23 protein-coding genes are annotated in these 23,827 nt (G+C 40.4%); 13 read left to right on the top strand and 10 right to left on the bottom strand.

Going from position 1 to position 23,827, the window contains the following annotated elements; genetic code table 11:
- Positions 1 to 85 precede the first annotated feature (85 nt).
- From H9X96_RS04720 to H9X96_RS04700, 5 genes are all read left to right on the top strand, one after another.
- Entirely contained in the window at positions 86 to 1,072 is a 987-nt protein-coding gene (locus tag H9X96_RS04720; RefSeq protein ID WP_187665182.1) for a glycoside hydrolase family 43 protein, read from the top strand.
- A 90-nt stretch (positions 1,073 to 1,162) separates the two neighbouring features.
- Positions 1,163 to 1,504 (top strand): hypothetical protein, encoded by a 342-nt coding sequence (locus H9X96_RS04715; protein ID WP_187665181.1) that lies wholly within the window; start codon positions 1,163 to 1,165, stop codon positions 1,502 to 1,504.
- 173 nt (positions 1,505 to 1,677) lie between these two features.
- Complete coding sequence (locus tag H9X96_RS04710) at positions 1,678 to 1,983, top strand: zf-TFIIB domain-containing protein (protein WP_370576710.1); 306 nt, start codon at positions 1,678 to 1,680, stop codon at positions 1,981 to 1,983.
- Between the two features lie 259 nt (positions 1,984 to 2,242).
- Positions 2,243 to 3,484 carry a hypothetical protein gene (locus H9X96_RS04705; protein ID WP_187665179.1) on the top strand — a complete coding sequence of 414 codons (1,242 nt, stop codon included), beginning with the start codon at positions 2,243 to 2,245 and terminating at the stop codon, positions 3,482 to 3,484.
- Positions 3,485 to 3,696: 212 nt separating this feature from the next.
- Complete coding sequence (locus H9X96_RS04700) at positions 3,697 to 5,100, top strand: DUF3472 domain-containing protein (RefSeq protein ID WP_255430992.1); 1,404 nt, start codon at positions 3,697 to 3,699, stop codon at positions 5,098 to 5,100.
- 152 nt (positions 5,101 to 5,252) lie between these two features.
- Here H9X96_RS04700 and H9X96_RS04695 read toward each other — a convergent pair whose 3' ends face one another.
- On the bottom strand, positions 5,253 to 6,086 hold the full coding sequence (locus H9X96_RS04695) for a DUF6266 family protein (RefSeq protein WP_187665178.1): 834 nt from the start codon (positions 6,084 to 6,086) through the stop codon (positions 5,253 to 5,255).
- Between the two features lie 407 nt (positions 6,087 to 6,493).
- On the opposite strand from H9X96_RS04695, the gene H9X96_RS04690 reads away from it, so the two are divergent.
- The gene (locus H9X96_RS04690; protein ID WP_187665177.1) at positions 6,494 to 8,782 is read left to right on the top strand and encodes a CocE/NonD family hydrolase; all 2,289 of its coding nucleotides are present in this window, start codon (positions 6,494 to 6,496) and stop codon (positions 8,780 to 8,782) included.
- Positions 8,783 to 8,812: 30 nt separating this feature from the next.
- Here H9X96_RS04690 and H9X96_RS04685 read toward each other — a convergent pair whose 3' ends face one another.
- Positions 8,813 to 9,781 (bottom strand): NAD(P)H-quinone oxidoreductase, encoded by a 969-nt coding sequence (locus tag H9X96_RS04685; RefSeq protein ID WP_187665176.1) that lies wholly within the window; start codon positions 9,779 to 9,781, stop codon positions 8,813 to 8,815.
- A gap of 170 nt (positions 9,782 to 9,951) precedes the next feature.
- On the opposite strand from H9X96_RS04685, the gene H9X96_RS04680 reads away from it, so the two are divergent.
- The gene (locus tag H9X96_RS04680) at positions 9,952 to 10,116 is read left to right on the top strand and encodes a hypothetical protein (protein ID WP_187665175.1); all 165 of its coding nucleotides are present in this window, start codon (positions 9,952 to 9,954) and stop codon (positions 10,114 to 10,116) included.
- A gap of 320 nt (positions 10,117 to 10,436) precedes the next feature.
- Positions 10,437 to 10,997: an elongation factor P gene (gene efp / locus H9X96_RS04675; protein ID WP_187665174.1), complete on the top strand. Its 561-nt coding sequence runs from the start codon at positions 10,437 to 10,439 to the stop codon at positions 10,995 to 10,997.
- A gap of 61 nt (positions 10,998 to 11,058) precedes the next feature.
- On the opposite strand, the gene H9X96_RS04670 is transcribed toward efp, so the two are convergent.
- The 3 genes from H9X96_RS04670 to H9X96_RS04660 are packed head-to-tail and all read right to left on the bottom strand — an operon-like array spanning position 11,059 to position 15,407.
- Positions 11,059 to 12,042 carry an alpha/beta fold hydrolase gene (locus tag H9X96_RS04670; RefSeq protein ID WP_222943829.1) on the bottom strand — a complete coding sequence of 328 codons (984 nt, stop codon included), beginning with the start codon at positions 12,040 to 12,042 and terminating at the stop codon, positions 11,059 to 11,061.
- Positions 12,043 to 12,069: 27 nt separating this feature from the next.
- Positions 12,070 to 13,830 (bottom strand): SGNH/GDSL hydrolase family protein, encoded by a 1,761-nt coding sequence (locus H9X96_RS04665; RefSeq protein ID WP_187665173.1) that lies wholly within the window; start codon positions 13,828 to 13,830, stop codon positions 12,070 to 12,072.
- Between the two features lie 26 nt (positions 13,831 to 13,856).
- Positions 13,857 to 15,407, bottom strand: coding sequence for a sulfatase (locus tag H9X96_RS04660; protein ID WP_187665172.1), 1,551 nt, complete (start codon positions 15,405 to 15,407; stop codon positions 13,857 to 13,859).
- Between the two features lie 140 nt (positions 15,408 to 15,547).
- On the opposite strand from H9X96_RS04660, the gene H9X96_RS04655 reads away from it, so the two are divergent.
- The 3 genes from H9X96_RS04655 to H9X96_RS04645 all read left to right on the top strand — a co-directional run bounded on the left by H9X96_RS04655 (position 15,548) and on the right by H9X96_RS04645 (position 20,345).
- Positions 15,548 to 17,821: a family 20 glycosylhydrolase gene (locus H9X96_RS04655; RefSeq protein WP_187665171.1), complete on the top strand. Its 2,274-nt coding sequence runs from the start codon at positions 15,548 to 15,550 to the stop codon at positions 17,819 to 17,821.
- Between the two features lie 207 nt (positions 17,822 to 18,028).
- Complete coding sequence (locus tag H9X96_RS04650; RefSeq protein ID WP_187665170.1) at positions 18,029 to 19,372, top strand: amidohydrolase; 1,344 nt, start codon at positions 18,029 to 18,031, stop codon at positions 19,370 to 19,372.
- Between the two features lie 64 nt (positions 19,373 to 19,436).
- Positions 19,437 to 20,345 (top strand): patatin family protein, encoded by a 909-nt coding sequence (locus tag H9X96_RS04645; RefSeq protein WP_222943828.1) that lies wholly within the window; start codon positions 19,437 to 19,439, stop codon positions 20,343 to 20,345.
- On the opposite strand, the gene H9X96_RS04640 is transcribed toward H9X96_RS04645, so the two are convergent.
- From H9X96_RS04640 to H9X96_RS04625, 4 genes are all read right to left on the bottom strand, one after another.
- The gene (locus H9X96_RS04640) at positions 20,338 to 20,631 is read right to left on the bottom strand and encodes a hypothetical protein (RefSeq protein WP_187665169.1); all 294 of its coding nucleotides are present in this window, start codon (positions 20,629 to 20,631) and stop codon (positions 20,338 to 20,340) included. The two genes, H9X96_RS04645 and H9X96_RS04640, sit on opposite strands and share 8 nt — an antisense overlap.
- A gap of 429 nt (positions 20,632 to 21,060) precedes the next feature.
- The gene (locus H9X96_RS04635) at positions 21,061 to 21,264 is read right to left on the bottom strand and encodes a helix-turn-helix transcriptional regulator (RefSeq protein WP_187665168.1); all 204 of its coding nucleotides are present in this window, start codon (positions 21,262 to 21,264) and stop codon (positions 21,061 to 21,063) included.
- The gene (locus tag H9X96_RS04630; RefSeq protein ID WP_187665167.1) at positions 21,254 to 21,724 is read right to left on the bottom strand and encodes a hypothetical protein; all 471 of its coding nucleotides are present in this window, start codon (positions 21,722 to 21,724) and stop codon (positions 21,254 to 21,256) included. The genes H9X96_RS04635 and H9X96_RS04630 overlap by 11 nt, the downstream gene beginning before the upstream one ends.
- 173 nt (positions 21,725 to 21,897) lie before the next feature.
- Positions 21,898 to 22,380: a zinc-binding dehydrogenase gene (locus H9X96_RS04625; protein ID WP_187665166.1), complete on the bottom strand. Its 483-nt coding sequence runs from the start codon at positions 22,378 to 22,380 to the stop codon at positions 21,898 to 21,900.
- Positions 22,381 to 22,501: 121 nt separating this feature from the next.
- Here H9X96_RS04625 and H9X96_RS04620 point away from each other — a divergent pair, with 121 nt between their 5' ends.
- Both H9X96_RS04620 and H9X96_RS04615 read left to right on the top strand, forming a co-directional pair.
- Positions 22,502 to 22,699, top strand: a complete 198-nt coding sequence (locus tag H9X96_RS04620) for a hypothetical protein (RefSeq protein ID WP_187665165.1) — start codon at positions 22,502 to 22,504, stop codon at positions 22,697 to 22,699.
- A 73-nt stretch (positions 22,700 to 22,772) separates the two neighbouring features.
- Positions 22,773 to 23,021: a hypothetical protein gene (locus tag H9X96_RS04615; protein WP_187665164.1), complete on the top strand. Its 249-nt coding sequence runs from the start codon at positions 22,773 to 22,775 to the stop codon at positions 23,019 to 23,021.
- 37 nt (positions 23,022 to 23,058) lie between these two features.
- On the opposite strand, the gene H9X96_RS04610 is transcribed toward H9X96_RS04615, so the two are convergent.
- Positions 23,059 to 23,787 carry a polysaccharide lyase family 7 protein gene (locus tag H9X96_RS04610; RefSeq protein WP_187665163.1) on the bottom strand — a complete coding sequence of 243 codons (729 nt, stop codon included), beginning with the start codon at positions 23,785 to 23,787 and terminating at the stop codon, positions 23,059 to 23,061.
- Between the last annotated feature and the right edge of the window lie 40 nt (positions 23,788 to 23,827).

The following is a 23,827-nucleotide window of genomic DNA, read 5'->3' as shown; positions in this document are numbered from 1 at the left end:
TTTTAAATGCAATCGAGAGGATTTTAAACCTTTTCTACTGGCTGATTCGACCTAAATAACCAAATATTACTAACCCTAACATGGAATGAAGAAATTATTTTTTGCGGCACTCTTATTTTCCGCGGTAAGCAGTACCAATGCTCAAACTAAAAAAACCACAGTCTATTCAGGCAATCCAATCTTTAAAGGCTGGTATGCAGATCCGGAAGGCATCGTATTTGGCAATAAATACTGGGTATATCCTACGTTTTCTGCCCCTTACGAAAAACAAGTGTTCTTTGATGCGTTTTCCTCCCCTGACCTAATCACCTGGACAAAGCATCCAAAAATATTAGATACGGCCAATGTGAAATGGGCAAAAAAAGCGATCTGGGCACCTTCAATCATTAAGAAAAAGGACCAGTATTTCTTATTTTTCGGAGCGAATGACATTCAGAACGACCAGGAATCTGGTGGAATTGGTGTTGCAGTGGCAAACAACCCTGCAGGGCCTTTTAAGGACCATATAGGCAAGCCCTTGGTCGACAAATTTCACAATGGCGCGCAGCCGATCGACCAGTTTGTTTTTAAAGACAAAGACGGTAAATATTACCTCATCTATGGCGGCTGGAAGCATTGCAATATTGCCAGGTTAAATGATCAGTTTACGGGCTTTCTACCGATGGCTGATGGCAGTACCTTCAAAGAGATCACTCCTGAAGACTACGTGGAAGGTCCATTTATGTTCATGAGAAACAATAAATACTATTTTATGTGGTCAGAAGGCGGATGGACAGGCCCGGATTACAGTGTGGCTTATGCAATTGCGGATTCTCCGATGGGGCCATTTAAAAGAGTAGGTAAAATTTTACAGCAGGATTCAAAAATCGCGAAGGGTGCCGGACATCACTCTGTGATCGGAGATGAGAAAAGCAACGATTGGTACATTGTATACCACAGAAGACCACTAGATCAGACCGATGGCAATTTCCGGGAAACCTGTATTGACAAAATGTATTTTGATAAAGATGGCCTGATCAAGCCGGTTGTGATGACAAATGAAGGAGTTCCGCGCAAATTACTGCGTAAATAACAGTCATCGCTATCTCCTTTGTATCACAAGCGTCTGAATGTGTCAGAATTGTGGTTATCTTGGAGCGGTTTAAATTGTATAAGGGTTAATTTGAAAAAGACAATAAGTTTAAGAAAAGCTGTACTCGCGTCTCTAGCCTTTGTGTGGGGGTTGTTTTTTATACAAAATGCTTTTTCTGCTGATTCCTCCAATAAAAATTCTTTTTTCTTATACAGTTCTTATCACCAGGGGGACCTATTGGATGATGTCCCCTTGGATAAAGGCTATACCTCGGCTGTTAAAAAAGCCAAGTATTCTCCGTCCAAGATTACAAATCATGATGCCATTGTTGATCCGGAACTCCCTCAGGCAGCAGCAAAAATTGCAATTGCTCCATGGAACTGGCCACAGCATGGCGAATATTCTTTTCTTTTTAGGCTCACGCCGTTTTAAACCTCAATCCTTTTTCGTCTTCGACTTCATCCATTTATAGCTATAAATCTGTCTATCGGTAGGATAGCGATATATTATGGCTAAGATGAAGTATTTAAAATCATTAGGATCGTTATTAAAAACTAAAAGAAAAATCAATTATGAATTGCCCAAATTGCCAGGAAACCTTATTAATGACTGTAAGAAATAATGTAGAAATTGATTACTGCCCAAAATGCCGCGGCATCTGGTTAGACAGAGGTGAATTAGATAAACTACTGGCATTCGAACAGCATAAAGACAGTGCGAACAATGAGACACAGCCCTTCCGACAAGACCAAAAGGAGCATGATCGTAGGGAGCAGAATTTCCGTCAGGAAGGCTACCGGGGACAAGACCAGCGTGGTCAGGATCAACGTGGCCAGCATGGCTACGGAAATCACCCAAATGGCTACCCTAAAAAGAAGAAATCCTTTTTAGAAGACCTGTTTGATTTTTAAGCATCAGCAAGCCGGCTTTAATCGCCGGCTTGTTTTTTACTGAACAATCCTTATGACGTCAGGCTTTCCCATTTACCGGAATATTTTCATTTGATTTTTAAAATGCAGTACTCAGTGTATCAATACGTTTCAATTTGTGACACGAATATGCCCTTAAAAAGGTGCATCAAAATCCTCCATACTATTCCTAATCTGCCGAAAAAGACTATTTTTGAAGGGTAAGAACCACCCTAAAAAAAGAACCAACAACCATTTATAAATGAGTATGATCCCACAAGAGATGAGTAAGATCCAACAAGCTGATTTTCTTAGCAAGTACAAGCTGACATCAGCAGATTTTAAAGCCGCAAACCTTAATTATGAAACACTATTAAACATCAGCGCAGATTTTGAATCAAAAAGAGCTGCATATGATGAAGTTGGTACCGGAGTGGTCAAAATACTATTCAAATTCAATGCGGTACATGCGATAAAATACCAAGTCATTCCCTCAGAAGAGCTGCTCAATAAATTGCTAGCTTATCAGCTTCAAAATCCAGCTATCAGCATTGATTTAACAAATTATGAAGAATTAATTGATAACCTGATCAGCATTAGCGTCATTCCTCTTTTTAAATCTGACTGGGCAAAAATTCATGAAAGTATCCTTGATCAATTTGTAGTTTTTGACAAGATCAAGGCAAATGTGAGGTTAACAGATGCGGCATCCAGCACTAAAGAATTTACTGATCAAGGATTTGAATTGAATGTTCAGCCAGATGGTTACCGTTCTATTGACTATGTCATTAAAACTGCACCTAGTAAAAAAGAATACAAAGTGGCTGTTCAGATCCGCAGTATTTTTGAGGAAGGATGGGCAGCCATCGACCACAATGCCCGTTACCAGGAAAAGACGGAGCATGGAGGATTAAATGATTTTTCGAAAACATTAAACAAACTGGCGGGTGCTGCTGAAGAAATCGGCGAAGGCATCCATGGATTAAAATCTTATCTGAACGAAAAGGATCTTCTGATTCAGGAGCAGCAAGCCCTGGTTCTGGCGCAGCAGATTGAATTGGAAGAACTGAAAGCACAGCTAGCTCAGGCCAACCTTGATAAAAAGGAAAATGTTTCGGCGGAGATCCTCGGAAAGCGCATCATTGAAGATTTAGCAAAAACAGCCGCAAAGGTTGATGGTGGTTCGGTACCGGTTATTGAACCAACACAGTCGGCGGTTAAAGCTGAAGCAGCAGAAACTGCGACCTCAAAAACAGTTATTCCATCTGCGAAAACTGAAGAAACACCTTCATCCACTACAGCTACAGCAGCAGAAAAGGCTCCTGAGGAAAAACCTAAAACTGTTAAAAACAGTTCGGATAGTCCTAAAACGGCCAAGTTAAAGGAAGAAAAAGTTAAGGTGGAAAAGAATAAAGAAGAAAAACAGAAAATAGAAATGCTGCCTCCGGTTGTAGAAGATTTATTCGGACAAACGCGCATTCCTGACGCTGCTCCCCTCCACTAAAAGCAACAAACATTATAATTTCCTATTGATATCACTGGAGCCAGTTCTGATTTACAGAGCTGGCTTTTGTGTTGGCTATAAAAAGCAGGTTTATCCTACAAAAACTGAGCTCGCTCCCGGGGCAAAAAATCTTGTGCAAACGTTTGTGCAGACAAGAACACTAAATATCACCAATTTATTCTAGTTATTTGATTAAACAACCAAACACACAAATGAAACCAAATTCACTGAATCCTAAAACCGGCCTCGCCACCTTCTTATTGATGGCTGCCGCATTTTCGGGCCTTGCACAAAGTAAAAGCTTCAAAGAGGTATTTACTGTTCCTGCAAACAAGGCCTACGTTGAACCTTTTAACCCCGGTAGCCGCGGGGTTTCTGTACCGGTAGGTTACCCGGAAGACAAAGGCATCGTTTCCAAATGGAGCGATCAGCGTAAAAGCGTAGTCTGGTATCTTTATCAAAAACCAGGACAGTATGATTTTTATTTCGACAATACCGTTGACCAAGGTAAAAAACTAACTTTTGAATTGATCCTTAGCCCAACCAGTCCAATCAAGGGATTCAAAAACATTAGCAAAAAGATAACATTTAATGGCAGCGGACAGGCGAACGCGCTGTTTGCAGGCAATATCACTGTTCCAGAAACTGGTTATTTCAGGTATGAACTGAAACCGGTGACTGATCCGCAATCGGCCATCAAAATTACCTCACTTACTTTTAAATCCTTAAAAGACGGCGGACAAGTTAATCACACTGATTATCAGTCCTCTCCTTCCGTACATTTAAGCTTTAGCAGTACTGAACCGACTACTAAATCTTACAACTGGATTTATCAAGAAATTATAGTCCCTAAAGGTGCCGATCCACTGGCTACCTATTACATGAGCTTAGGTTTTTACCGCGGCTACATGGGCATACAAACGAACTCCAGTACGGAACGCAGGGTGCTTTTCTCCGTTTGGGACAGCAAAGACGCCGAAAATGACAAAACCATCACTGCACATGATTATGTGTCATTTGTAGACAAAGATAAATCGACTACGGTCAACACTTTTGGTGGTGAAGGTACCGGCGGACAATCTTATGTAAAAGCTGCCAATTGGAAAACTGCGGAGCCTGTGAAATTTTTAATGAACGTATTGAAGCAGGACAACAACTCCGTGGTCTTATCTGCCTGGTATAAACTGGAAGGTGAAGACTGGAAATATGTGGCCACCTGGAGAGCACCAAAAGAGCAGCGCATGTTTGATGGTTTCTATTCTTTCCTGGAAAATTTCGGCTATACAAATGGTCAGGTACGCAGAGAAGCTTATTACTATAATGCCTGGGGCATGGAAGATCAGACTGGAAAATGGGTAAACTTTAATAAAGTAAAGTTCTCCAATACGGATGGTAAACCTGGTCAGCGGACAGATTATGAACAAGGTGTTTCTGAGAAATATCCGGATATGTTTTATATGTCTTCTGGCGGATACACCCCTACTTTGAAAACCGCAAATGAAATCCCTGTTTCTAAACAGCAATTGAATATTAACCTAAAGCCCTTTGAGGAAAGAGTTGCTGCGGCATTGCAAAACGAGGAATCTAATAATAAGGACTTTAAAACCAAGAAATAGTTGCCCTCAATATCCTAATTTTTAAAGATAGTTAGTAGTTAATAGTAGCAAGGTCTCACTCCAGGGTGGGACTTTTGCTTTGGGCATAAAGTTACCTTAACCAGTATTCCTAATGCTGAGTTCTGATAAAAACAATAAGATGTTCTGTGAAATTACGCGGGTTTCCCTGGTAAATGCTCCAGCTTTTCTTTAAGTACCCTATATTCCTTTTCCAATATTTTGAAAGCTTTATGAACTGGCGGAATGTTAAAGTTTTCTTTTAATTGTCTTAGGTAACTGACAGACACCTGGTCAAAGCGCTCTTTTACCTGCTGATACTTCTTTTGCTCCTGTTTTTCTGCCTCATTGTTGCCTAATCCGTTCAAATTACCTAGATATACGCTATCAGATACCCTTTCTCCATCCGCAGAGATAAAGGAAATATAAGGTTCTATCTGCTGATTTAAGGCTTTCTCCTCCATCGGAATGAAACATTTCCCTTCGGATCTTCTGGCTATATTCAGGTATTCTTTGTCAAGCCCAGTTTCAGGGCAGCAAATCATCACCATGACACTATCGTTGTGCTGCAGCTCATCATCATATGCAGCATCCCAGGTAATTTCCAATCCACCCGCCAGCTTCTTTATTTGTAAATCTTTGGTTTCCTGCAGCTCGCCCAGGCTCAGCTTCACTTTGCTGTAGTCTACACTTAAATTAGGGTATTCACCCTTTAAAGCATGTTTCTTATGGTAGGAAGTGGCCAAATTATGGGCATTGCACACCGTTCCTTTAGCTTGCAGACCATAGCCCAGTTTAATAAAGCTGCCCATCCTGCTGAGCAATTTCATCGTGACGGCCATCGACTGGTAATTGGCCAACTGAAGCTTACTAGGTTTCCCTTTTTTACCGATTAACCGAACTACTGGCTGCCCGTTGAGCATATAAAAAACCAGGTTTCCTACTTTTCCATTGAAGTGACCCTGCGGGCCATTTGAAGCTATTGCCATGTCATGAGTGATTAAGAGTTGTTAATTAATTGATGTTGAAAGCAATAACACCAAATTTCAATGGGACCAATGTACTGATAATATCTGAGGTATTCCCTTATATAAATTATAATTATTAAATAGATAAAAGATAGTTAACGCAGTCTCTTACCGGGTTTGATAGCGCTTCAGACTAATATAGGCCCTATCAACCTCCATTCAAAACAGTGTCAATACTTTAAAAGATGAATCTTCAATAAGGTGCTATCCGACCTTAGTCCTCCTGAATAGTTCAACTAGCGCTATTGTTATGTAAAACCCATTGCAAAGCTGTTTTATTCTCGAAAAATAAATATTAACGTAAAATAATTTCGACAATTGTTTTTCTTTACATTGCTTCAACAAAGATTACACTTAACCGAACCAACTTGAATTCAACCACGCTCAAAAACAAAATCACACCGATCCTGCTCTTGCTGTTCTTTTTATCTACTTCGCTACAAGCACAGCAGATCTATCTCCCTGACAAAATCATCAACGATACGGCTGCGCTGAAGAAACACATGCCTATTTTGGCTGCCACTCTCCTGAACCGACTCCATAAGACAGCAGTAAATGAAAGAGATATGGAGTACTTTGGCTGTATGTTCTCCTTACAACTGCTGGCTGAGCAGTACCAGCAAAGCTTACAGAGCATCGATTCTATTCGTGCGAATATTGCCGCCAAACCTGGATTTTCTGCTGGAAGTGCAGCGGGCTTCTTGTGCCTTTATGACACCTACAACAACATCCAGTTGATGCGGCAGGCTGGCGAGCCCCAGTCCACTGTGGAACTTTTCAAAATGACATTTCCGGTGGTACTAGATGGCTTCAAAGGAAAAGCTTTGGAATATGCGACAGAGCCATTTTTAAACGACCAGGAGACTTTAGCGGCCGAATGGCAGCAGGCGATCAGTAAAGTTCAGTTTAGGGCTGGCGATAGTGTCAGTTATGATGAGGCCATCATATTTTCGCAGGCTTTCACTAAGTATCTGGTATACCAGCCTTTCTTGAGCCCTGGAAAAGTATTGATCAGACAATCAGACCTCAGCAATTACATGATTCAAGACAGCACTATGATTACCATGCGGGATGGCGTAAAACTCGCTGCAGTAATTGTCCAGAATAAATACTTTGGAAAAAGTCAGCCGGTCGTGATGATGAGTAATATTTACGCCAGCACCGAGGAAGTAGCTATGGCTAAACAAATCGCAAATCAGGGGTATATTGGCATCATCTTAAATACGCGGGGTAAATATATTTCTACCGCGTCTATTGAACCTTGGGAGCATGATGCGGAAGATACTTATGATGCGATAGACTGGATCAGTAAACAAAGCTGGTGTAATGGGAAAATTGGCATGTATGGAGGAAGTTACCTTGGCTTTAGTCAGTGGGCGGCAGTAAAAAAGCTCCATCCTGCGCTAAAAACCATTGTTCCACAGGTGGCAGCTGCGCCGGGTATAGATTTCCCATATACAAATGGTATAGCAAGCGCTTATTCCTTACGCTGGTCTCGTTACGTCACAAATCATAAATTGACTGATCAAACCGATTTTCAAGACTCAGACCAATGGTATGAATTTAGTAAACAATGGTTTACCAGTGGAAAGGCTTTTAACAGTCTGGATAGCATGAAAGGAAAGCCTAATGTGATATTTCAAAAATGGCTTAAGCATCCATCGTATGATCGATACTGGCAGAAAATGACCCCTTACCAAAAGGAGTTTAGTAAAATAAGCATCCCTGTGCTGAGTATTACTGGTTATTTTGATGGAGATCAGGATGGATCCCTACATTATTTTAATCAGCACAACAAATGGAATACTTCCGCTAATCATTATTTATTAATCGGGCCTTACGACCATCTTGGAGCACAGCACACCCCCTCAGCTGTAGTAAATGGCTATAAAATTGACCCCTCTGCCAGGATCAGCATCAATGACCTTGTTTTTCAATGGTTCAACTATACGCTAAAAGATAGCGTAAAACCAGAGATACTAAAGGATAAAGTTAATTATCAGGTCATGGGTACAGATACTTGGGCCCATGTGCCCTCCTTTCAACAGATGAACAACGATACGCTGAACTTTTACTTTTCAGAAGAAAAAGATGGAGAATATTATAAACTGGATGGTAAAGCATCAAAGCAGTATATCCAACAGCAATTTGATTTTTCAAAACGCATACCGAGCAAATGGTCATCAACAAATAGTTTATGGTCTGATTCCCTTAGCAGCAATGAGGTTATTTTCAGTTCTGAAATACTTTCCAATGATATTTCAATTAATGGAACTTTTAATGCGACGCTATTCGCTGTCATCAATAAAAAAGACATGGATTTAGAGATCAGCTTGTATGAGCAGCAATCTGACGGCAAGTACTTTATGCTGTCGGGTACCATCCACAGAGCCAGCTATGCAAATAACAGCCGTAAAAGAAAGTTATTAAGGCCCGGAAAGATGGAATCCATTCCAGTTCAAGGGAAGTTTATCAGCAAAAAAATTCCTAAGGGAAGCAGACTCATTCTAGCGATATCCCCTTTGAACAATGTGTTTGTGGAGGTAAATCATGGCACAGGAAAGTCCGTATCAAATGAAACCATAAAAGATGCGGACACACCCTTAACGATACATTGGTCTGGCAAAAGCAACCTACAGATACCGATCAAAAGATAGGTATCTGTAGGTACAGAATTAACATTAGGATTAAATTTCCAAAATGATTTTACCCAGATGTGCACTGCTTTCCATCAGTTCATGTGCTTTGCTGGCTTCAGCCAAAGGAAAAACTTTAAAAATGGTGGGATTATATTTCCCTTTGGCAAACATTGGCCAGACCTTTTCTAAAATATCTGCTGTCAGTGCGGTTTTAAACGCTGACTCGCGATTTCGCAAAGTGCTTCCAGTGATGCTGAGTCTTTTGCGCATCATCTGCATGATGTTTAAAGAAACCGTATTCCCTTCCATGGCATTGATATACACCAGTCTGCCATCAGGTTTTAAAACCTCTATATTCTTTTGAAAATATGCACCGCCTATCATATCCAATACTACATCCACAGGCTGATCTTTCAACTCCTTTTCAAAATCATGGCTTTTGTAATTGATAAATTGATCAGCTCCTAATTCCAGACAATACTGTCCTTTTTGATCGGAACCGACAGTGACCACTACTGTTGCGCCTATATATTTTGCCAATTGAATGGCGGTAGTACCGATCCCACTGCTGCCACCATGAATCAATAACTTTTCAGCAGCCTGTAAACGACCACGCTGAAACACGTTGCTCCAGACCGTAAAAACAGTCTCAGGCAAACCTGCTGCTTCAACGAAAGTTAGTCCCTCCGGGATAGGCAAACAGTGTCCAGCATTAACTTTTACATATTCTGCATAGCCGCCACCAGCCACTAATGCGCATACTTTGTCATTTAGCTTCCAATGCTTCACATTTGCGCCCAGTGCTTCAATCTGGCCTGCCACCTCTAATCCTGGTATATCCTGCGGTGCATCAGGTGGCGGAGGATAACTGCCTTTTCGCTGAAATACGTCAGGACGATTCACTCCTGCGGCGGTTACCCTAATCAACACTTCATTTTCATTGATCGATGGTTTTTCCCGTTCTTCCAGCTTCAAGACATCTGGCGTTCCAAATGAGGTAATTACGATTGCTTTCATGATTTGATGGCAACATTTATCCTGCCAAAACAAATACCGGTCAATAAAAAATAGATTCAAACAACTTTGGCATTTAAGTGTTATCACTTTCTATACAAAATTTTAATAGCCTTTCATTACTATAATGTATACGTGCAAAATTTTTCAACTTCACCTTTCAACTTACAAAAATGAAAGATACAGTTCAACAAGAAATCAGGTTATCTCTGCTTCAGATGGCATTGGATAACGCAGTAACTATTGAAGATTATGAAGAATGTCAACAGCTATTAGAGTTAAAACTTTCTGAGGAAAGCCAAAACCAATTAGCTGCTACCATGGCTGAAGCCAAATGATAATCGTCTATCCCCGTCATCTTTACCTGAGTCTCAGCAGTCAGCGCCTTCATTCCAACAGTTTTCTACACTTCATAATGGGTTCCAGATTTTAAAGCTGCGGAATTTTTCGCGCGTTAAGAAAGATCTTGCTTTTAAGTTCGGAGCCCTGATGACCGCAGTAAATCCTATGTCTATTAGAATAATATGACCAGAATGGGGCTGCAGGACTATGCTTTTAAATGAAATTCTTAAAAGAAAGCGCAATTTCTTAGCTGTCAAAAGTATAAATAACCAAAAAAGCACATATATTTGGACTCAAATTTTACAATTACATTTATATGGCAAAGGCATCTGAAATTAAAGTAGGAAACATTTTACGTTTTAACGGCGAACTGGTAACAGTTATTGAAATCTTACACCGTACCCCAGGTAAAGGTGGCGCATTCTACTTAGGTAAATTTCGCAACATTAAAACTGGAAAAATTGTGGAAGCCCGCTTAGGAACTGATGAGCAAGTAGAAATTTGCCGCGTAGAGACTAGTGACTACCAATATTTATATGAAGAAGGTGATTATTTTGTAGTCATGGACAATGAGTCTTTCGAGCAGTTTAGTGTTGCTAAAGAATTATTCGGTGAATCAGCAAAATTCCTGAAAGAGGGAATGGATGTGATCGTTTCTTTTGAAAGTGAAGAACCAATCATGGCTCAAGCTCCAAATTTCGTTGAATTGCTAGTTACTTATGCAGAACCAGCAGTTAAAGGCGATACTTCTTCTGGTGCTCAGAAAATGGTAACGACAGAAAATGGTATCGAAATCAGAGTTCCATTGTTCGTAAACGAAGGTGATAAATTAAAAGTAGATACACGCACAGGTGAATATGTGGAGCGTGTGAAATAAGGAATTTCATTTCTAAAAAAGGCGGCTGAAGTATTTAAGCCGCCTTTTTTTATGTGAAAAATCATGGAGTTGATGGTAACGCTGCTGGCAGAATTTGCTCAATGATGACCTGCTGCAGTTTTTCTGGCTCGCTATTAAATACGGTATGTCCTGATTTTTTAAACCAGAACAAGCCCTTTTTTGGTGCTTTTACAAACTTGTAATAGTCTCCTACGAGGTAATGGGATTTTTGCTTGTCGCCAATTCCTTCTATGAAGTAGACCGGACAGTTTAATGCAGGCAGGGTTTTAAAAAGGTTGTTGGTCACTGCTTGTTTCCACATGGGGAACCAAATGGCCAGCCAATCGTGATACTTTGCTTTGAAAGCCTCTTCTTTAGCGAAATCGACCCCATTATGAATGAACAGCCACTTTTGAGAATAGAATAAATCATCTTCCTTCTCGAATGGCAGTTTTACCATGGCGAGTTCTTTTATGGCCTCCGTATTTTTGGTTTCCTTTGCCCATTTATTTAACATTTCCATCGTTAATTTCTCGCTTTTACGTTGATCTACGATCGCACTGATTGGAATGTAGGCATACAGTGATTCCGGATGCTTAGCGGCAAAATTAAAGCCTAACATTGAGCCAAAGGAATGGGAAAGCAGAAACAGCTTTTTACGATTGAAATGCTGCAATAGGTAGCTGATTAGTTCCTCTGTATCCTTTTGCAGTAAAGACAAGGATAGTTTTTCTGGAGATGAATTCAGCTTTAAGGTTTCTCCGGTTTGTCTCTGGTCCCATTGAACCACCACAAAATTTGATTTTAGCTGGTCTGTAAAAGCATCCGCCATGGGAATCAATGAAGTCCCTGGGCCGCCATGAAGAAACAGCAGCAAGGGCTTTTCCTTATCTGCTCCCTGGATTTTAATAAACTGTTTTATCCCACATATCGACACCACTGCTGTAGTATCGATCTTCATCGGGATGATTTTCTCTAGGGGTCTGCTTTTTCCAATTGCAACTGAAGATATCAATACAAAAAGTAACGTCAATTGCTTCATCATAGTAGTTATCAATCTGGTCAGTTAATTTTAAAATAATTGTGCGGACAGGATTTTCCCTAAACGCTCGTATCCTATTGCATTTGGGTGCAGCCCATCAGAAAACAAGGATTCATCAATTCGTTTTTGAGGGTTTAGAAAAACTGCTGAAGCATCTACATATTTCAATCCTTTTCCATTAACTAGCTTTGCCATCTGCGGGTTCAGTTTTGAAATTCTGGCCTCCATACCCTTTCTTGGCAGGATGCCTACCAGCAATAATTTTGAATTGGGCTGTTTATCCTGAATAGTTTTCATCAGGTTTTTCAAGCCTTGCAAAATCTCTTCGTCTGTATTGAATTCCAGGTTATTGGTACCAATCATCAGTACAATTTGTTGAGCAGAAAAACCATCCAGTTCTCCATGATTGACACGCCATAGCACGTTCTCAATTCGGTCCCATCCAAAGCCCATGTTCAGTGCGTTTTTATTTCCAAAGTATTTAGCCCATGAATCTTTGCCATTTGCAAGGGGAGCAGCGGGCTGTCCTCCCCAGTAATGGGTGATGGAGTTTCCGATGAACACGAGTTTTGGCTGATGTGCTGCTGTATACGATAAAACTTGGTGGTGTCTAGTTTCCCAATCGTACGTATTCGCATCTCTCCTTTGGGTAACAGGAATGGTGGTAGATATCCGGCCTTCTGCTTCTTTAAAAATACTTTTAATCTTCTTTTCATAAGCAATGGCGTAGTTCATCATACCGATATCATTGGGATGTACACCATCTACCATACTTTCAATGTCTTGCGCAATTTCTGTTTTGGAAAGTAGGTACAGGTTTTTAACCCCTGCATTTGTCAGGGAATCTACTGTACTTTTAAGGATGCCATTGATGGTTTCAATTTCTCTTTTTCTGATGGGCTGCATTTCAGCCTCTGCAAAGCCATCATGTTCTGTGAGCAAAATAGGCACTCCGGGTCTTTTCTGCTGAATCTGACGGACGGCATCCACGATCTTTTTACTCAGTGTGGCATTCATGTCTTTGCTGATTAGATTTGGCAGGCAGTCGACCACATACAGCTTTGCATCTATTTGCGTGATGTAATCCAATACTTCGGGCTCCAGCTTTCCGTTTCCTGAGAAGCCCAAGTTTACCATTGGCCGTTCCAGTTTTCTTGCGGTAATGGAAGTCCAGGCCAGCCCTGGCCTTGTGGCACAGGCGCCCTGTGCGATAGAAGTCCCATATACTACAATTGGTTTTTCCTGCTGTACGGGGATTTTGGTTAAGCTGGCTTCCTTCGGAAGTCCAATTTCCATCCATTTTACACTGTTGTACAGCGGCAGGTATAATTTATATTCCCGGTCTTTCACCTGACCTTCTTTTCCCAAAATATTAGAGAATCGATACTGAATGGTATCTCCAAAAGCAAACTTACCGGCACACCAGAGCCATTTGCCATTTACATCTTTCACATATAAATCGACTCCACTCACTCCAGTAGCCGGCATGTGCGGCATTTGATGGGCACCCTTTACTGTAAATTTAACCACGATCTGTTCCGCATCCGTTTTGAACCTCAGGTGGAGTCCGGCGCTATTTTCGGCCAGGTTCCACACTGCTGCCCGAACCTTTCTCTCTGCATCTGCAGGGAGGCGATCGTAATTGCTTTTGTAGCCTTTTTCCCAGCCTCTTCCATGAACAACATTGAGGGTATCTGCTGCAGGATTCCAGGTTTTACTTTCTTGTGCTACTGCTGATTTAAAAATAGTTAAGACCATGATAATGATCATGGATATCAGGTGTTTTTTCATTTGTTTGTTTAGGTTCTTTTCAGGTCTTATTGGTCGGTCTGGTCGGGCATTGCTACTGGCTTTCCAGTACTTTTAACAATAGGCATAGGCGCTTTCCATTTTCTCAATTGTGCAGCTAGTAAAGTAGACAATTCTTTAACTTTTTCTGGGTTTCCCAACGCCAGATTTTTTAGCTCTCCGATATCCGTTTTTAGATGGTACAAGTCTTTAGTACCATCTCGCATGTTATAAATTAACTTCCAATCTCCTTTTCTGATGGCGGATTTATAATTAATTCCTGGCCCATCATTAGGGATCCATTTATTCGGGGTATGCCAATATAATGTACGTTCATTATCGGTATAATTTACGTTCTTTAAAATGGGTACTATACTTTTACCATCCAGTTCCTGAATGGTTTTATATTGTTTTATCCCTGCCATTTCCAATACGGTGGGGAAAAAGTCTTCTATGATGACATACTGATTGGCAGTGGTTGCAGCTTTCACCACCCCTGGCCATTTTACGAGCATCGGTTCTCGGATACCTCCCTCATTTATAGATCCCTTACCCGCTTTCAACGGCAAGTTTTGTGTATGTGGCAAACCTCCTCTTGTCGGCGTCAGACTGAGCCCACCATTGTCGCTCATAAAGATGATAATGGTATTTTGAGCAACATCTTTTGCTTTTAGGTAATCCATGATGTCACCCAGGCTTTTATCCATTCCTTCCAGTAAAGACGCATACTTGGCTTCCTGCGGATCTAAACCTTTATCTACATATTTTTGATAGAAACGAGGATCAGCTTGCAAAGGATCGTGTACCGCATAATGCGCCATATTTAAATAAAAAGGCTGTTTGTTCTTTATCGGCCCATCCAATACCTTTATGGCTTCCAGCGTTAGTGCTTCTGTCAAGAAAGTATCTGAACCATAATATTCTTCTAAATCCGGTACAGACTGCATCGTATTTTTCCCGGGCTTGTTGCCGTAATAATCCTGCGCAAAATAGCTTTGAGGATGGCCGGCAGCGTGCCCAGCAACATTTACGATAAAACCGAGGTTGTAGGGACTTGCGCCTGGAGTACCTACTGATGCCCAATGCGCCTTTCCAACATGAACCGTGAAATATCCCGCATCTTTTAGTAATTGCGGATATGGAGTGGCATAGATTGTATTTGGAATCCCTGCTTTAGGGCTTAGCCCTGTATAATTCCAGCTGGCAGCTGCAAACTGCTCATCCGCGTTATCTGAAGAAACATTCAATTGCGGCGAGGTCCAATTGGTGACCTTATGATGGGCCGCATTCATTCCTGTGATCATGCTGACTCTGCTTGGCGTACATACTGGGGTAGCATAGGCATTCGTGAATTTGACTCCATCTTTAGCAAGTCTTTCCATATTTGGCGTATGGTAACGCTCGTTTAAGGGCGTTTTTTGCGTCCAAAAAGGCAAAGAAGTATCTTGCCAACCCATATCGTCGACTAGAAATACAATGATATTTGGCTTTTTTTGGGCATAAATACGGCCTGTGGTACTGATAAAAATAAGGGAAAAATAGAGCAAAATGCGTTGGAGCTTCGGACGATACAATTTCATATTCTAAAAATAGCGTGTTCTTTTAAGAAAAAAAGCTTTTAGAGTAATTAATTAGGGAAGTATTAGGATGAAACTCTGCTATTTTTTGGCCTTTGTTCGGATATTTTTTAGTTATTTTGAGTACACACAATACGATTTAAATGAACCTAAAACGATTTTTACTAATTTGTTTCCTATCGGCTGGCACCAGTTTTTCGGTGCTGTCACAGGAAGCGGCCTACCCGATTATTCCTAAACCTGCGCAGATGGAAAACATGCCAGGTCAATTCAACTGGTACAAGAACACAGTGATCCGCAATGGTGGAGGTGCTGGGTTTGCGGATGCCACTAAAGAACTGCAGCAGATTACTGCTGGTTTAAAAGCAGGTACCAAACGCCCTAATTTTATCCTGATTAAGAAAGATGTGGGAATTACCGCAGCAGAAGGTTACAAACTCCTGGTAGAACCTAGTCAGGTGACCATCCTGACTGCCAGCCCGGAAGGTGCTTTTTGGGCCATCTCGACCTTAAAACAACTTATTGGCACTGCTGCCTTAAAACCTGGCGCTGCTTCTTTTGTGGTCCCCGCGGTGAAGATTGCGGATGGGCCGAAATTTGCATGGCGCGGCATCCACCTTGATGTTTCCAGACATTTCTTCGACATCGCTTATTTAAAGACCTTTATCGACCGTATGGTCTTGTATAAGTTTAACAAATTCCACATCCACCTGACGGATGATCAAGGCTGGCGTATAGAGATTAAGAAATACCCGGAACTGACATCAAAAGGTGCCTGGAGAAAGCTTAACGGTCAGGATTCGGTTTGTTTGAAGCTGGCGAAAGACAATCCTGATTATGCCCTTCCGGAGAAACATTTCAAAACCATTGATGGCGAACGCATGTACGGTGGATTTTACACACAGGAAGAAATGCGCGGATTGATTCACTATGCGAGCTCCCGCGGCGTAGAAATGATTCCTGAGATAGACATGCCGGGCCATATGATGGCCGCTACGAAGCTCATGCCATGGTTGACTGCTTCAGGGATTAGTCAGCAGGGGAAAACCTTCTCAGAGCCGCTGTGTCCTTGTAAAGAGACCACCTACGAATTTGCGGAGAATGTGTTTTCGGAGATTTTCGCGCTATTCCCAAGCAAGTATGTTCATTTGGGCGCTGATGAGGTAGAAAAAGACAGCTGGGCCAAATCTGAGGAATGCAAGGAAATGATGAAACGCGAAAACTTAAAAAGCGTGGAAGAGTTACAAAGCCATTTCGTTCACCGTATGGAGCGTTTCTTTAACAGTAAAGGTAAGAAAATGATCGGCTGGGATGAGATCCTGGAAGGTGGCGTATCTCCTACTGCTACGATGATGTACTGGAGAGCATGGCTGCCAAAAGCCCCAAAACATGCGGCAGAAAAAGGCTTGAATATGATCATGATGCCTGGCGAGTTCTGTTATTTTGATTTTCAGCAAGATGCAGGATCCTTGAAAAAGGTATACGGCTTTGATCCCTACAATTACGGATTTACGAAAGCAGAAGAGAAATTGGTATTGGGCGTTCAGGCAGGGATCTGGACAGAATACATCCCTTCTGAAGCACGTTTAGAGTACATGATTTTCCCTAGAATGCAAGCACTTTCTGAGGTGGCTTGGAGCAGCAGTGAAAAGAATTGGACTTCTTTTGAGCAAAGAATGAATGCACAATATCCTTTATTGGATGCGATGAATATCAATTACCGTCAGCCGGACCTGACTGGCTTTTCTCCGAAAAGTGTTTTTGTAGATCAGACGACGTTGAATATTGTCAAGCCATTAGCTGGTTCTATCTTGCGTTACACCACTGATGGCAAAAATCCAACGGTTAATTCAACGGTATATAATGGTCAGTTACTGATCAATAAACCGACACAGCTGAAAATTGCCGCCTTCCGTCCGAATGGAAAGATGGCTGAAGTTTATACCATTGATTACGACCAGCAAGCCTATTCAAAAGGAGTTTCCTTAGCTACAGCGGAAAAAGGTTTGAAATTCTCTTATTATCCTAAGTCTTATAAATCTGTTACTGAGATTAAGGAGGTAGATAAAAAATCTGATGCCATTACCGCTGCTATTGAGATTCCAGTGAAAGAACAGGCACCTACTTTTGGAACACAGCATGAAGGTTATTTTTATGCAACCGAGGATGGTGTTTATACCTTTTACCTGCGTGCAGATGACGGCAGTAACTTATACCTGAACAACAAATTGTTAGTAGATAATGATGGTTTACATAGTGCGATTGAAAAGTCGGCACAGGTGGCCTTAGGTAAGGGCTACCACCCTTTCAAATTATTGTTTATTGAAGGTGGCGGTGGTTACACCCTTGCGCTGGACTATGTTGGCCCTGATGGTCAGCGTAAAACAGTAAGTGCAGCTGATTTTGCACATGATTAACACCTGATTTTTTGACCTAAAAAAAGGGCTGCAGCTGCAGCCTTTTTTTTAGGTCAACTCTATTTTGTTCAGCTTTCTTTTCTGATTTGCTGATCTCAGCGGGTATTGATTCATGCAGAAATTTTGTAAGGTCAATCCATTCCTATTTTTACCTGTAAATTCAGCAGATACCTATTAACTTTGTTATTATAATCTTCATCAATCATCATGAGTAATCAAGAGCTGACACGTAAAAAATTCATACAACAAACGATGGGCGCAATTGGATATGGCATCGCCGCCAGCGCTATTCCTAATTCAACTTATGCTATGGGGACACCAGACCACCTACCCTCTTCCAAACCACTTATTTTTAAGAACGTACTGCTAGAAACTGGATTTCAGCGTGATGATATTGAAGTCACAGGTACGAAAACCGCCTTGTTTTCAATGGTCGTTGAAGATGAAAAAATCAAGTCCATCGGGCCTAACAGCAATATAAAGGGAGCTATAGATGCAAAAGGCTATCTCCTATTACCTGCGATGAAAGACATGCACATTCATTTGGACAAGACCTATTATGGAGGACAATGGAAGGCGACTTCCAAACGTCAGCGATCTGTACAGGACATGATTGCATTGGAGGAAAAAATCCTGCCGGAAATGTTGAAGACTTCCACAGCCCGAGCTGAAAGTATCATTGAATTGCTGCAATCTAAGGGAACTAATTTTGCCAGAAGTCATGTGAATATTGAACCGACTTCTCAATTAAACTCCTTAAAGAATCTTTATAAAGCTATTGAAAATAAAAAAGATAGTTTCGGAGTAGAAATCGTGGCTTTTCCTCAGCATGGACTTTTCAAATCAAAATCGGAAGGTTTAATGAAAGAAGCGGCCCAGATGGACATTGATTTTATCGGGGGTTTAGATCCACAGACTATTGATGGCAGCATTGAGAAATCTATAGATTTCACGGTGCAGCTGGCGCTGGATTACAAACGAGGAATTGACATTCATTTACATGAATCTGGAGAAAGTGGGTTCAAAACCGTTCAGTATCTGATCAAAAAAGTAAATGAAAGTCCTGAACTTAAGGGAAAAACATTTCTTAGTCATTGCTTTGCATTGGGAAAACTTCAGGGTAAAGTACTGGACGAGACTTGCGAACAACTGGCAGCTGCAAAAATCGGGATCATTTCAACGATTCCTTTTGGCGGGTTGATCATGCCAATTCCTACTTTATACAAACACGGTGTTGCTGTCATGACCGGTACTGATAGTGTGGTTGACCATTGGAGTCCATTTGGGACTGGCAGTATGCTGCAAAAGGCGAATTTAATGGCACAGCTTTATGGGTATTCCACAGAACTGGAACTTTCCAGGTGCCTGAAAATTGCGACGAATCATGTGCTTCCTTTAGATGAGCAGGGCAATCAGCAATGGCCAAAACCAGGTGATCAGGCAGATTTTAACTTGGTAGAAGCCAGCTGTTCGGCAGAAGCAGTAGCCAGACAATCAACGATTAAAGCATTGTACCACAAAGGGAGGTGTGCTTATCAAAATCTGGCGTAGTTATAGCTACGTAATTACAGTTATTTATTACTCCAAAAAAATCATTAAATTAATCATCAAAAATATGATTAGAGCTTTAGTCATTTCCGGAGGTGGCAGTAAGGGCGCCTTTGCCGGCGGCCTTGCTGAATATTTAATTACTGTTTGTAAGCATGATTATAAAATATTTATTGGCAGTTCTACTGGGAGTTTATTAGTGCCGTTACTTTCTATTGGTAAAATAGACAAGTTGAAAGCAGTATTTACTGCAGTCACACAAGATCAGATTTTCAATATAGATCCTTTTATTATCAAAAAGAAAGATGGGATCTTCAAAACCACCATCAATCATCTGGGGATCTTAAAGATGTTCTTAAAAAAAAAGATGACCTTTGGAGAAAGTGAGAATCTAAGAAATCTGATCAAAAAAACCATCAGCCGGGTTGATTATGAAAACATACAGCACTCTGGCCGTGATGTGATCGTGACGGTATCAAATCTTACTAAAATGACAGTAGAGTATAAACTGGCAAAAGAGTATAGTTATGAGGATTATTGCGACTGGATTTGGGCCTCTACTTCTTTGGTCCCATTCATGAGTTTGGTGTCAAAAAATGGCAATGATTATGCAGATGGTGGAATGGGTGATTTAATTCCCATCTATGAAGCCATACAAAGAGGCGCAACAGATATTGATGTGATCGTTTTAAAATCAGACCGAAGCCTGCAGCAAGCCCCCGCTATCCATAATGCCCTCGATTTAACTTACCGGATTTTCGGCTTTATGCTCAACCAAATAGGCCTGGATGATTTAACCATCGGAAAGCTGGAAAGCCTAAATAAAAAGGTGAAACTGAATTTTTACCACCCTTTAGATGCGCTGACTTCCAATTCCTTGATCTTTGATCCGGAACAGATGAAACATTGGTGGGATTTAGGCTATAAATGCGGTGAGGAAAATACCTTAAATCCTAAGGTGATTGAGATCAATTGATCTCATTTCTCCTGGAATCGAGGTATTGATTAGCCGAATTTATCACCACTTCCGGATAACCAAATAATTCCAGTAGCCTAATTGCATTCTTCGTTTGAAGGAGCCCGGTCTTTATTTTATAATCAAAAACATATCCTTCATTTTCCACCTTTTCTGAGAAATGGAAAAGACTATATCCTGGGCTCAGCAAATTTGCGAGCTCGAGGTCATGCGTAGCCACCATCACCATGTTATTATTTTGAATAAGAAATTCTAGTACTCCTTTTGCTCCAGCGATCCTTTCCAATTTAGTCTTTAAATAATGTCCCTCATTAGCTTTAATCTGGTGATCATTATAAAGCGAAATACGGTCAAAATCCCTGTCTTGAACCTGCTCCTTTCCCCATTCCTCTGCTAATTTTAATTTAACTTGTTTCTTCTTGTAGGTAGAATACCAACCTGAAACATACCTTATTTAAAGGATTGCGACTTAGACAAGAGATATTCATGTCTGGCATGTTCTAAATAAGATTGGTACACTGCATTGTTGACCACTCCCTGTAGGTCACATTCATAATCTCTTACCTTCAACTTAATTTCAAAAACATAATCCTTCATAGCCGCTAAAGATCGTCATCTTATCCATCATTTAAATGGCTTTTTTTTAAGAAATTGCTGACATATCAGGGGTTTCAGCTATTCTCAATTGTAACTCAATTATATTTAATTATTAAAATCACTCATCTTCTGGTTCCAATTCAAATATCTCCTCAACAAGAACATTGAAAACTTTGGCCATTTTTAAAGCGAGGACTGTGGATGGCACGTACTTCCCTGATTCTATGGTATTGATGGTTTGCCTGGAAACCTGGATTAAATCACTAAGTTCTGCCTGGGTGATGTTTTTTATCGCTCTCAAGACCCGCATGTTATTTTTCATCTATCAACCTTTCTCTACTTAACTTAAACAAACTATAATAAAACTTAACAATGAATACGATAAATATGGTGAGCACATTATACAATGAAAAAATTGAAAACTCTATTCCATAAACCAATAAATTCACAAAAAATAAAATACCAAAATAAAATAGTACTGCCCATTGCCAGGAACGTAATCTAATTAAGGAAATATATTCGTCTTCGTTTTTTTCCTTGGAGAAACAGATCATCAATAAGCCAATCAATACACTGCTGGAAAATATTGCCGTCGTCAGTTCATTATCTCCAAAAGTAAACAGACTGGGATAACTCCAGGTAAAACCAGGGATATCTAAATTTTTACCATCATTCATACTAGGATAAATAAAACAGCAATAAATGTATAATACTGCGGATACTAAAAAAAGAATCCAGCCAAATACCTTGTACTTACTGGGTAATAAGAGATTATTTTTCATACAGCGTTTTTTTAATAAACATAAAACATTAATATCAAATAAACAGGACATAAAGTAAAATACACTTTACTTTATGTCCTGTTTATTTGTCCTTTTTACTTGTATATATTTCAAAAAACAGCCATTACATGACTAGATATCTAGATTTTATCACCAATGTTCTTTCTTTATATTTAGTAGATATTCATCACTATTTTTTTTCCATGAGTTGTATTTTCTTCTCGAGGATTGGTAATACTTTTATTTTCCAGCATTTCAGCGATTCTGCTCAATTGATCTCCGTACCATTTTAAATGATCAGAAAGCGAATAAGCATAGTTTGAAATATGGTATACAGTAGCTCCTCTATCAAAGAAGTTAGACCTGGCTTTTGGAGTTTCGAAGGCCGTTACCTTTGCATGCCTGCCATTTACACGGATTACCTGGGCACATAATTCTGACGGCTCCAGGCCTACCAGATCAACACAGACATCAAAAGGATTTCCTTGGTTTTTAGTCACGATCAGCTGTGCAAAATCTTCGCTATGGTAGTCGACAATTTGCGAGGGTGATGCTCGATTGTCTATAAGAGTTTCCTGACTTTTAGGATTTCCCGAGGTAACCAGCATATTGGTATGTCCGCATATCCTCAGTAAATTCAAAATTCTCGGCACCACCAAATCCTTTTAAGACAATTGCTTTCATTTTATCCTGTTTCATAAGTACAAAATTATTCCTGAAAAGCTTATTTTTGCTATGGGTTAACCCGAGGTAACTCATTGCTTAATTAAAATCATTATGGCAACCGTTAAGGAAAAAGGCATCACAACAGAGGCAACCTGTGCACAGGAAAGGCTGGCTTTAAACGATACATTCGATGTTTTAGGCGGCAAATGGCTGCTCAGGATCCTACGGTATTTAAATGGGAGACTGGAGGAAAACAATACTTTCAAAAAGATCCAGCGCGAGATTGAAATATCTCCGCTAAGATGCTGACGAAAGACCTGCAAGAATTGGAACTCAATAGCCTGGTTAGCCACAGAATGAAAATAAAAAAGGAAACACCATCATGAGCAAGTACCAACAAGAATGGAAAAAGATGCTCCAAACTGAAGAAGCATTTAAAGACTGGAAAATCAGGTCAAGTGGCGGTGATTTATTGATTCGTGTACCTGAAGACACAGATATGGACGTTTTAAAAATGCAGTTTTCCGACCTTATTGGTCCCTATGCCCCATTATTAAAAAGCCCAAAAACGACGATTAAATTTTATGTGGGCAATAGCGCTGCTTCAGATTTTATTTTTACTTTAAATTAAGCAGCCCTTTGCAGGGCTGCATCCATTTTTAAGCGATTTAATCTGGCGCTGTACCGTTCTTATAAAACTTCACATCTCTCCATTGTACCACAGCCTTACCGGTTTTCATGGTACCATAACATCCGTATTTCATATAATTAGTCGCACTTTCGCCGTCAGGCTTTTCAAACTTCTTTTCGCCATCTATATAAACGACCATCTTGCTTCCAGTGTCTTCCTGCAAGTGAATCACATTGACATGAACTTCTTTATTGTATACGCCCGTGGCTAAAACTGAGCTATTAGAAATTTTCAGTGTTCCCCCATTCTCGGCAAATCCACGAATCATCAGCTGTGTCGCGTTTGCTGAGGTACTGCCAAAAATCTGCATTAGACTTTCATCATTCAGCGGCGCATCAAATTTAAGATAGCCTGAAAACTGTCTGCTTCCTGTGCTGTAATTGTCCTCTATCCGAATTTCTGAACGATTCGACTTTGTTGTTAAAATCTGAAATGTTTCTGTGAACGTGCTGCTATCATAACTGTAATCAGAACAGATCAGGGGCGAGCAGGCAGATTTGTAGGTAGTCCAGGCATAAGTTTTCAGTCCGACATCATCATCCAGATGGATCTTCTTCACTGGCGTATACAGTGTCCAGTCACTACCCAAAAAATCAGTAGTTTCGTTGACATCGACAATGGTATCAATCACATTTTTCTTTCTACAGGAAGTATTCAAAGAAAGTGATAAAAGGAGCAGATAAATTAAATAATTTGGCTTCATCATTTTATAAAATGTATAATTTATTATTTGTTAGTTCTCTAAT

This window comes from Pedobacter sp. N36a (genome assembly GCF_014472395.1).
Taxonomy (GTDB): domain Bacteria; phylum Bacteroidota; class Bacteroidia; order Sphingobacteriales; family Sphingobacteriaceae; genus Pedobacter.
Note: the sequence above shows the minus strand (reverse complement) of the source record. Positions and strands in the feature narration are given on the sequence as shown.

Excerpts from the sequence above, each read along its gene's own strand:
- H9X96_RS04720 (WP_187665182.1), top strand. The coding sequence starts at position 86 with ATGAAGAAATTATTTTTTGCGGCACTCTTATTTTCCGCGGTAAGCAGT.
- H9X96_RS04710 (WP_370576710.1), top strand. The coding sequence starts at position 1,678 with ATGACTGTAAGAAATAATGTAGAAATTGATTACTGCCCAAAATGCCGC.
- H9X96_RS04705 (WP_187665179.1), top strand. The coding sequence starts at position 2,243 with ATGAGTATGATCCCACAAGAGATGAGTAAGATCCAACAAGCTGATTTT.
- H9X96_RS04700 (WP_255430992.1), top strand. The coding sequence starts at position 3,697 with ATGAAACCAAATTCACTGAATCCTAAAACCGGCCTCGCCACCTTCTTA.
- H9X96_RS04695 (WP_187665178.1), bottom strand. The coding sequence starts at position 6,086 with ATGGCAATAGCTTCAAATGGCCCGCAGGGTCACTTCAATGGAAAAGTA.
- H9X96_RS04685 (WP_187665176.1), bottom strand. The coding sequence starts at position 9,781 with ATGAAAGCAATCGTAATTACCTCATTTGGAACGCCAGATGTCTTGAAG.
- H9X96_RS04680 (WP_187665175.1), top strand. The coding sequence starts at position 9,952 with ATGAAAGATACAGTTCAACAAGAAATCAGGTTATCTCTGCTTCAGATG.
- efp (WP_187665174.1), top strand. The coding sequence starts at position 10,437 with ATGGCAAAGGCATCTGAAATTAAAGTAGGAAACATTTTACGTTTTAAC.
- H9X96_RS04670 (WP_222943829.1), bottom strand. The coding sequence starts at position 12,042 with ATGATGAAGCAATTGACGTTACTTTTTGTATTGATATCTTCAGTTGCA.
- H9X96_RS04665 (WP_187665173.1), bottom strand. The coding sequence starts at position 13,830 with ATGAAAAAACACCTGATATCCATGATCATTATCATGGTCTTAACTATT.
- H9X96_RS04660 (WP_187665172.1), bottom strand. The coding sequence starts at position 15,407 with ATGAAATTGTATCGTCCGAAGCTCCAACGCATTTTGCTCTATTTTTCC.
- H9X96_RS04655 (WP_187665171.1), top strand. The coding sequence starts at position 15,548 with ATGAACCTAAAACGATTTTTACTAATTTGTTTCCTATCGGCTGGCACC.
- H9X96_RS04650 (WP_187665170.1), top strand. The coding sequence starts at position 18,029 with ATGAGTAATCAAGAGCTGACACGTAAAAAATTCATACAACAAACGATG.
- H9X96_RS04645 (WP_222943828.1), top strand. The coding sequence starts at position 19,437 with ATGATTAGAGCTTTAGTCATTTCCGGAGGTGGCAGTAAGGGCGCCTTT.
- H9X96_RS04635 (WP_187665168.1), bottom strand. The coding sequence starts at position 21,264 with ATGAAAAATAACATGCGGGTCTTGAGAGCGATAAAAAACATCACCCAG.
- H9X96_RS04630 (WP_187665167.1), bottom strand. The coding sequence starts at position 21,724 with ATGAAAAATAATCTCTTATTACCCAGTAAGTACAAGGTATTTGGCTGG.
- H9X96_RS04620 (WP_187665165.1), top strand. The coding sequence starts at position 22,502 with ATGGCAACCGTTAAGGAAAAAGGCATCACAACAGAGGCAACCTGTGCA.
- H9X96_RS04615 (WP_187665164.1), top strand. The coding sequence starts at position 22,773 with ATGAGCAAGTACCAACAAGAATGGAAAAAGATGCTCCAAACTGAAGAA.
- H9X96_RS04610 (WP_187665163.1), bottom strand. The coding sequence starts at position 23,787 with ATGATGAAGCCAAATTATTTAATTTATCTGCTCCTTTTATCACTTTCT.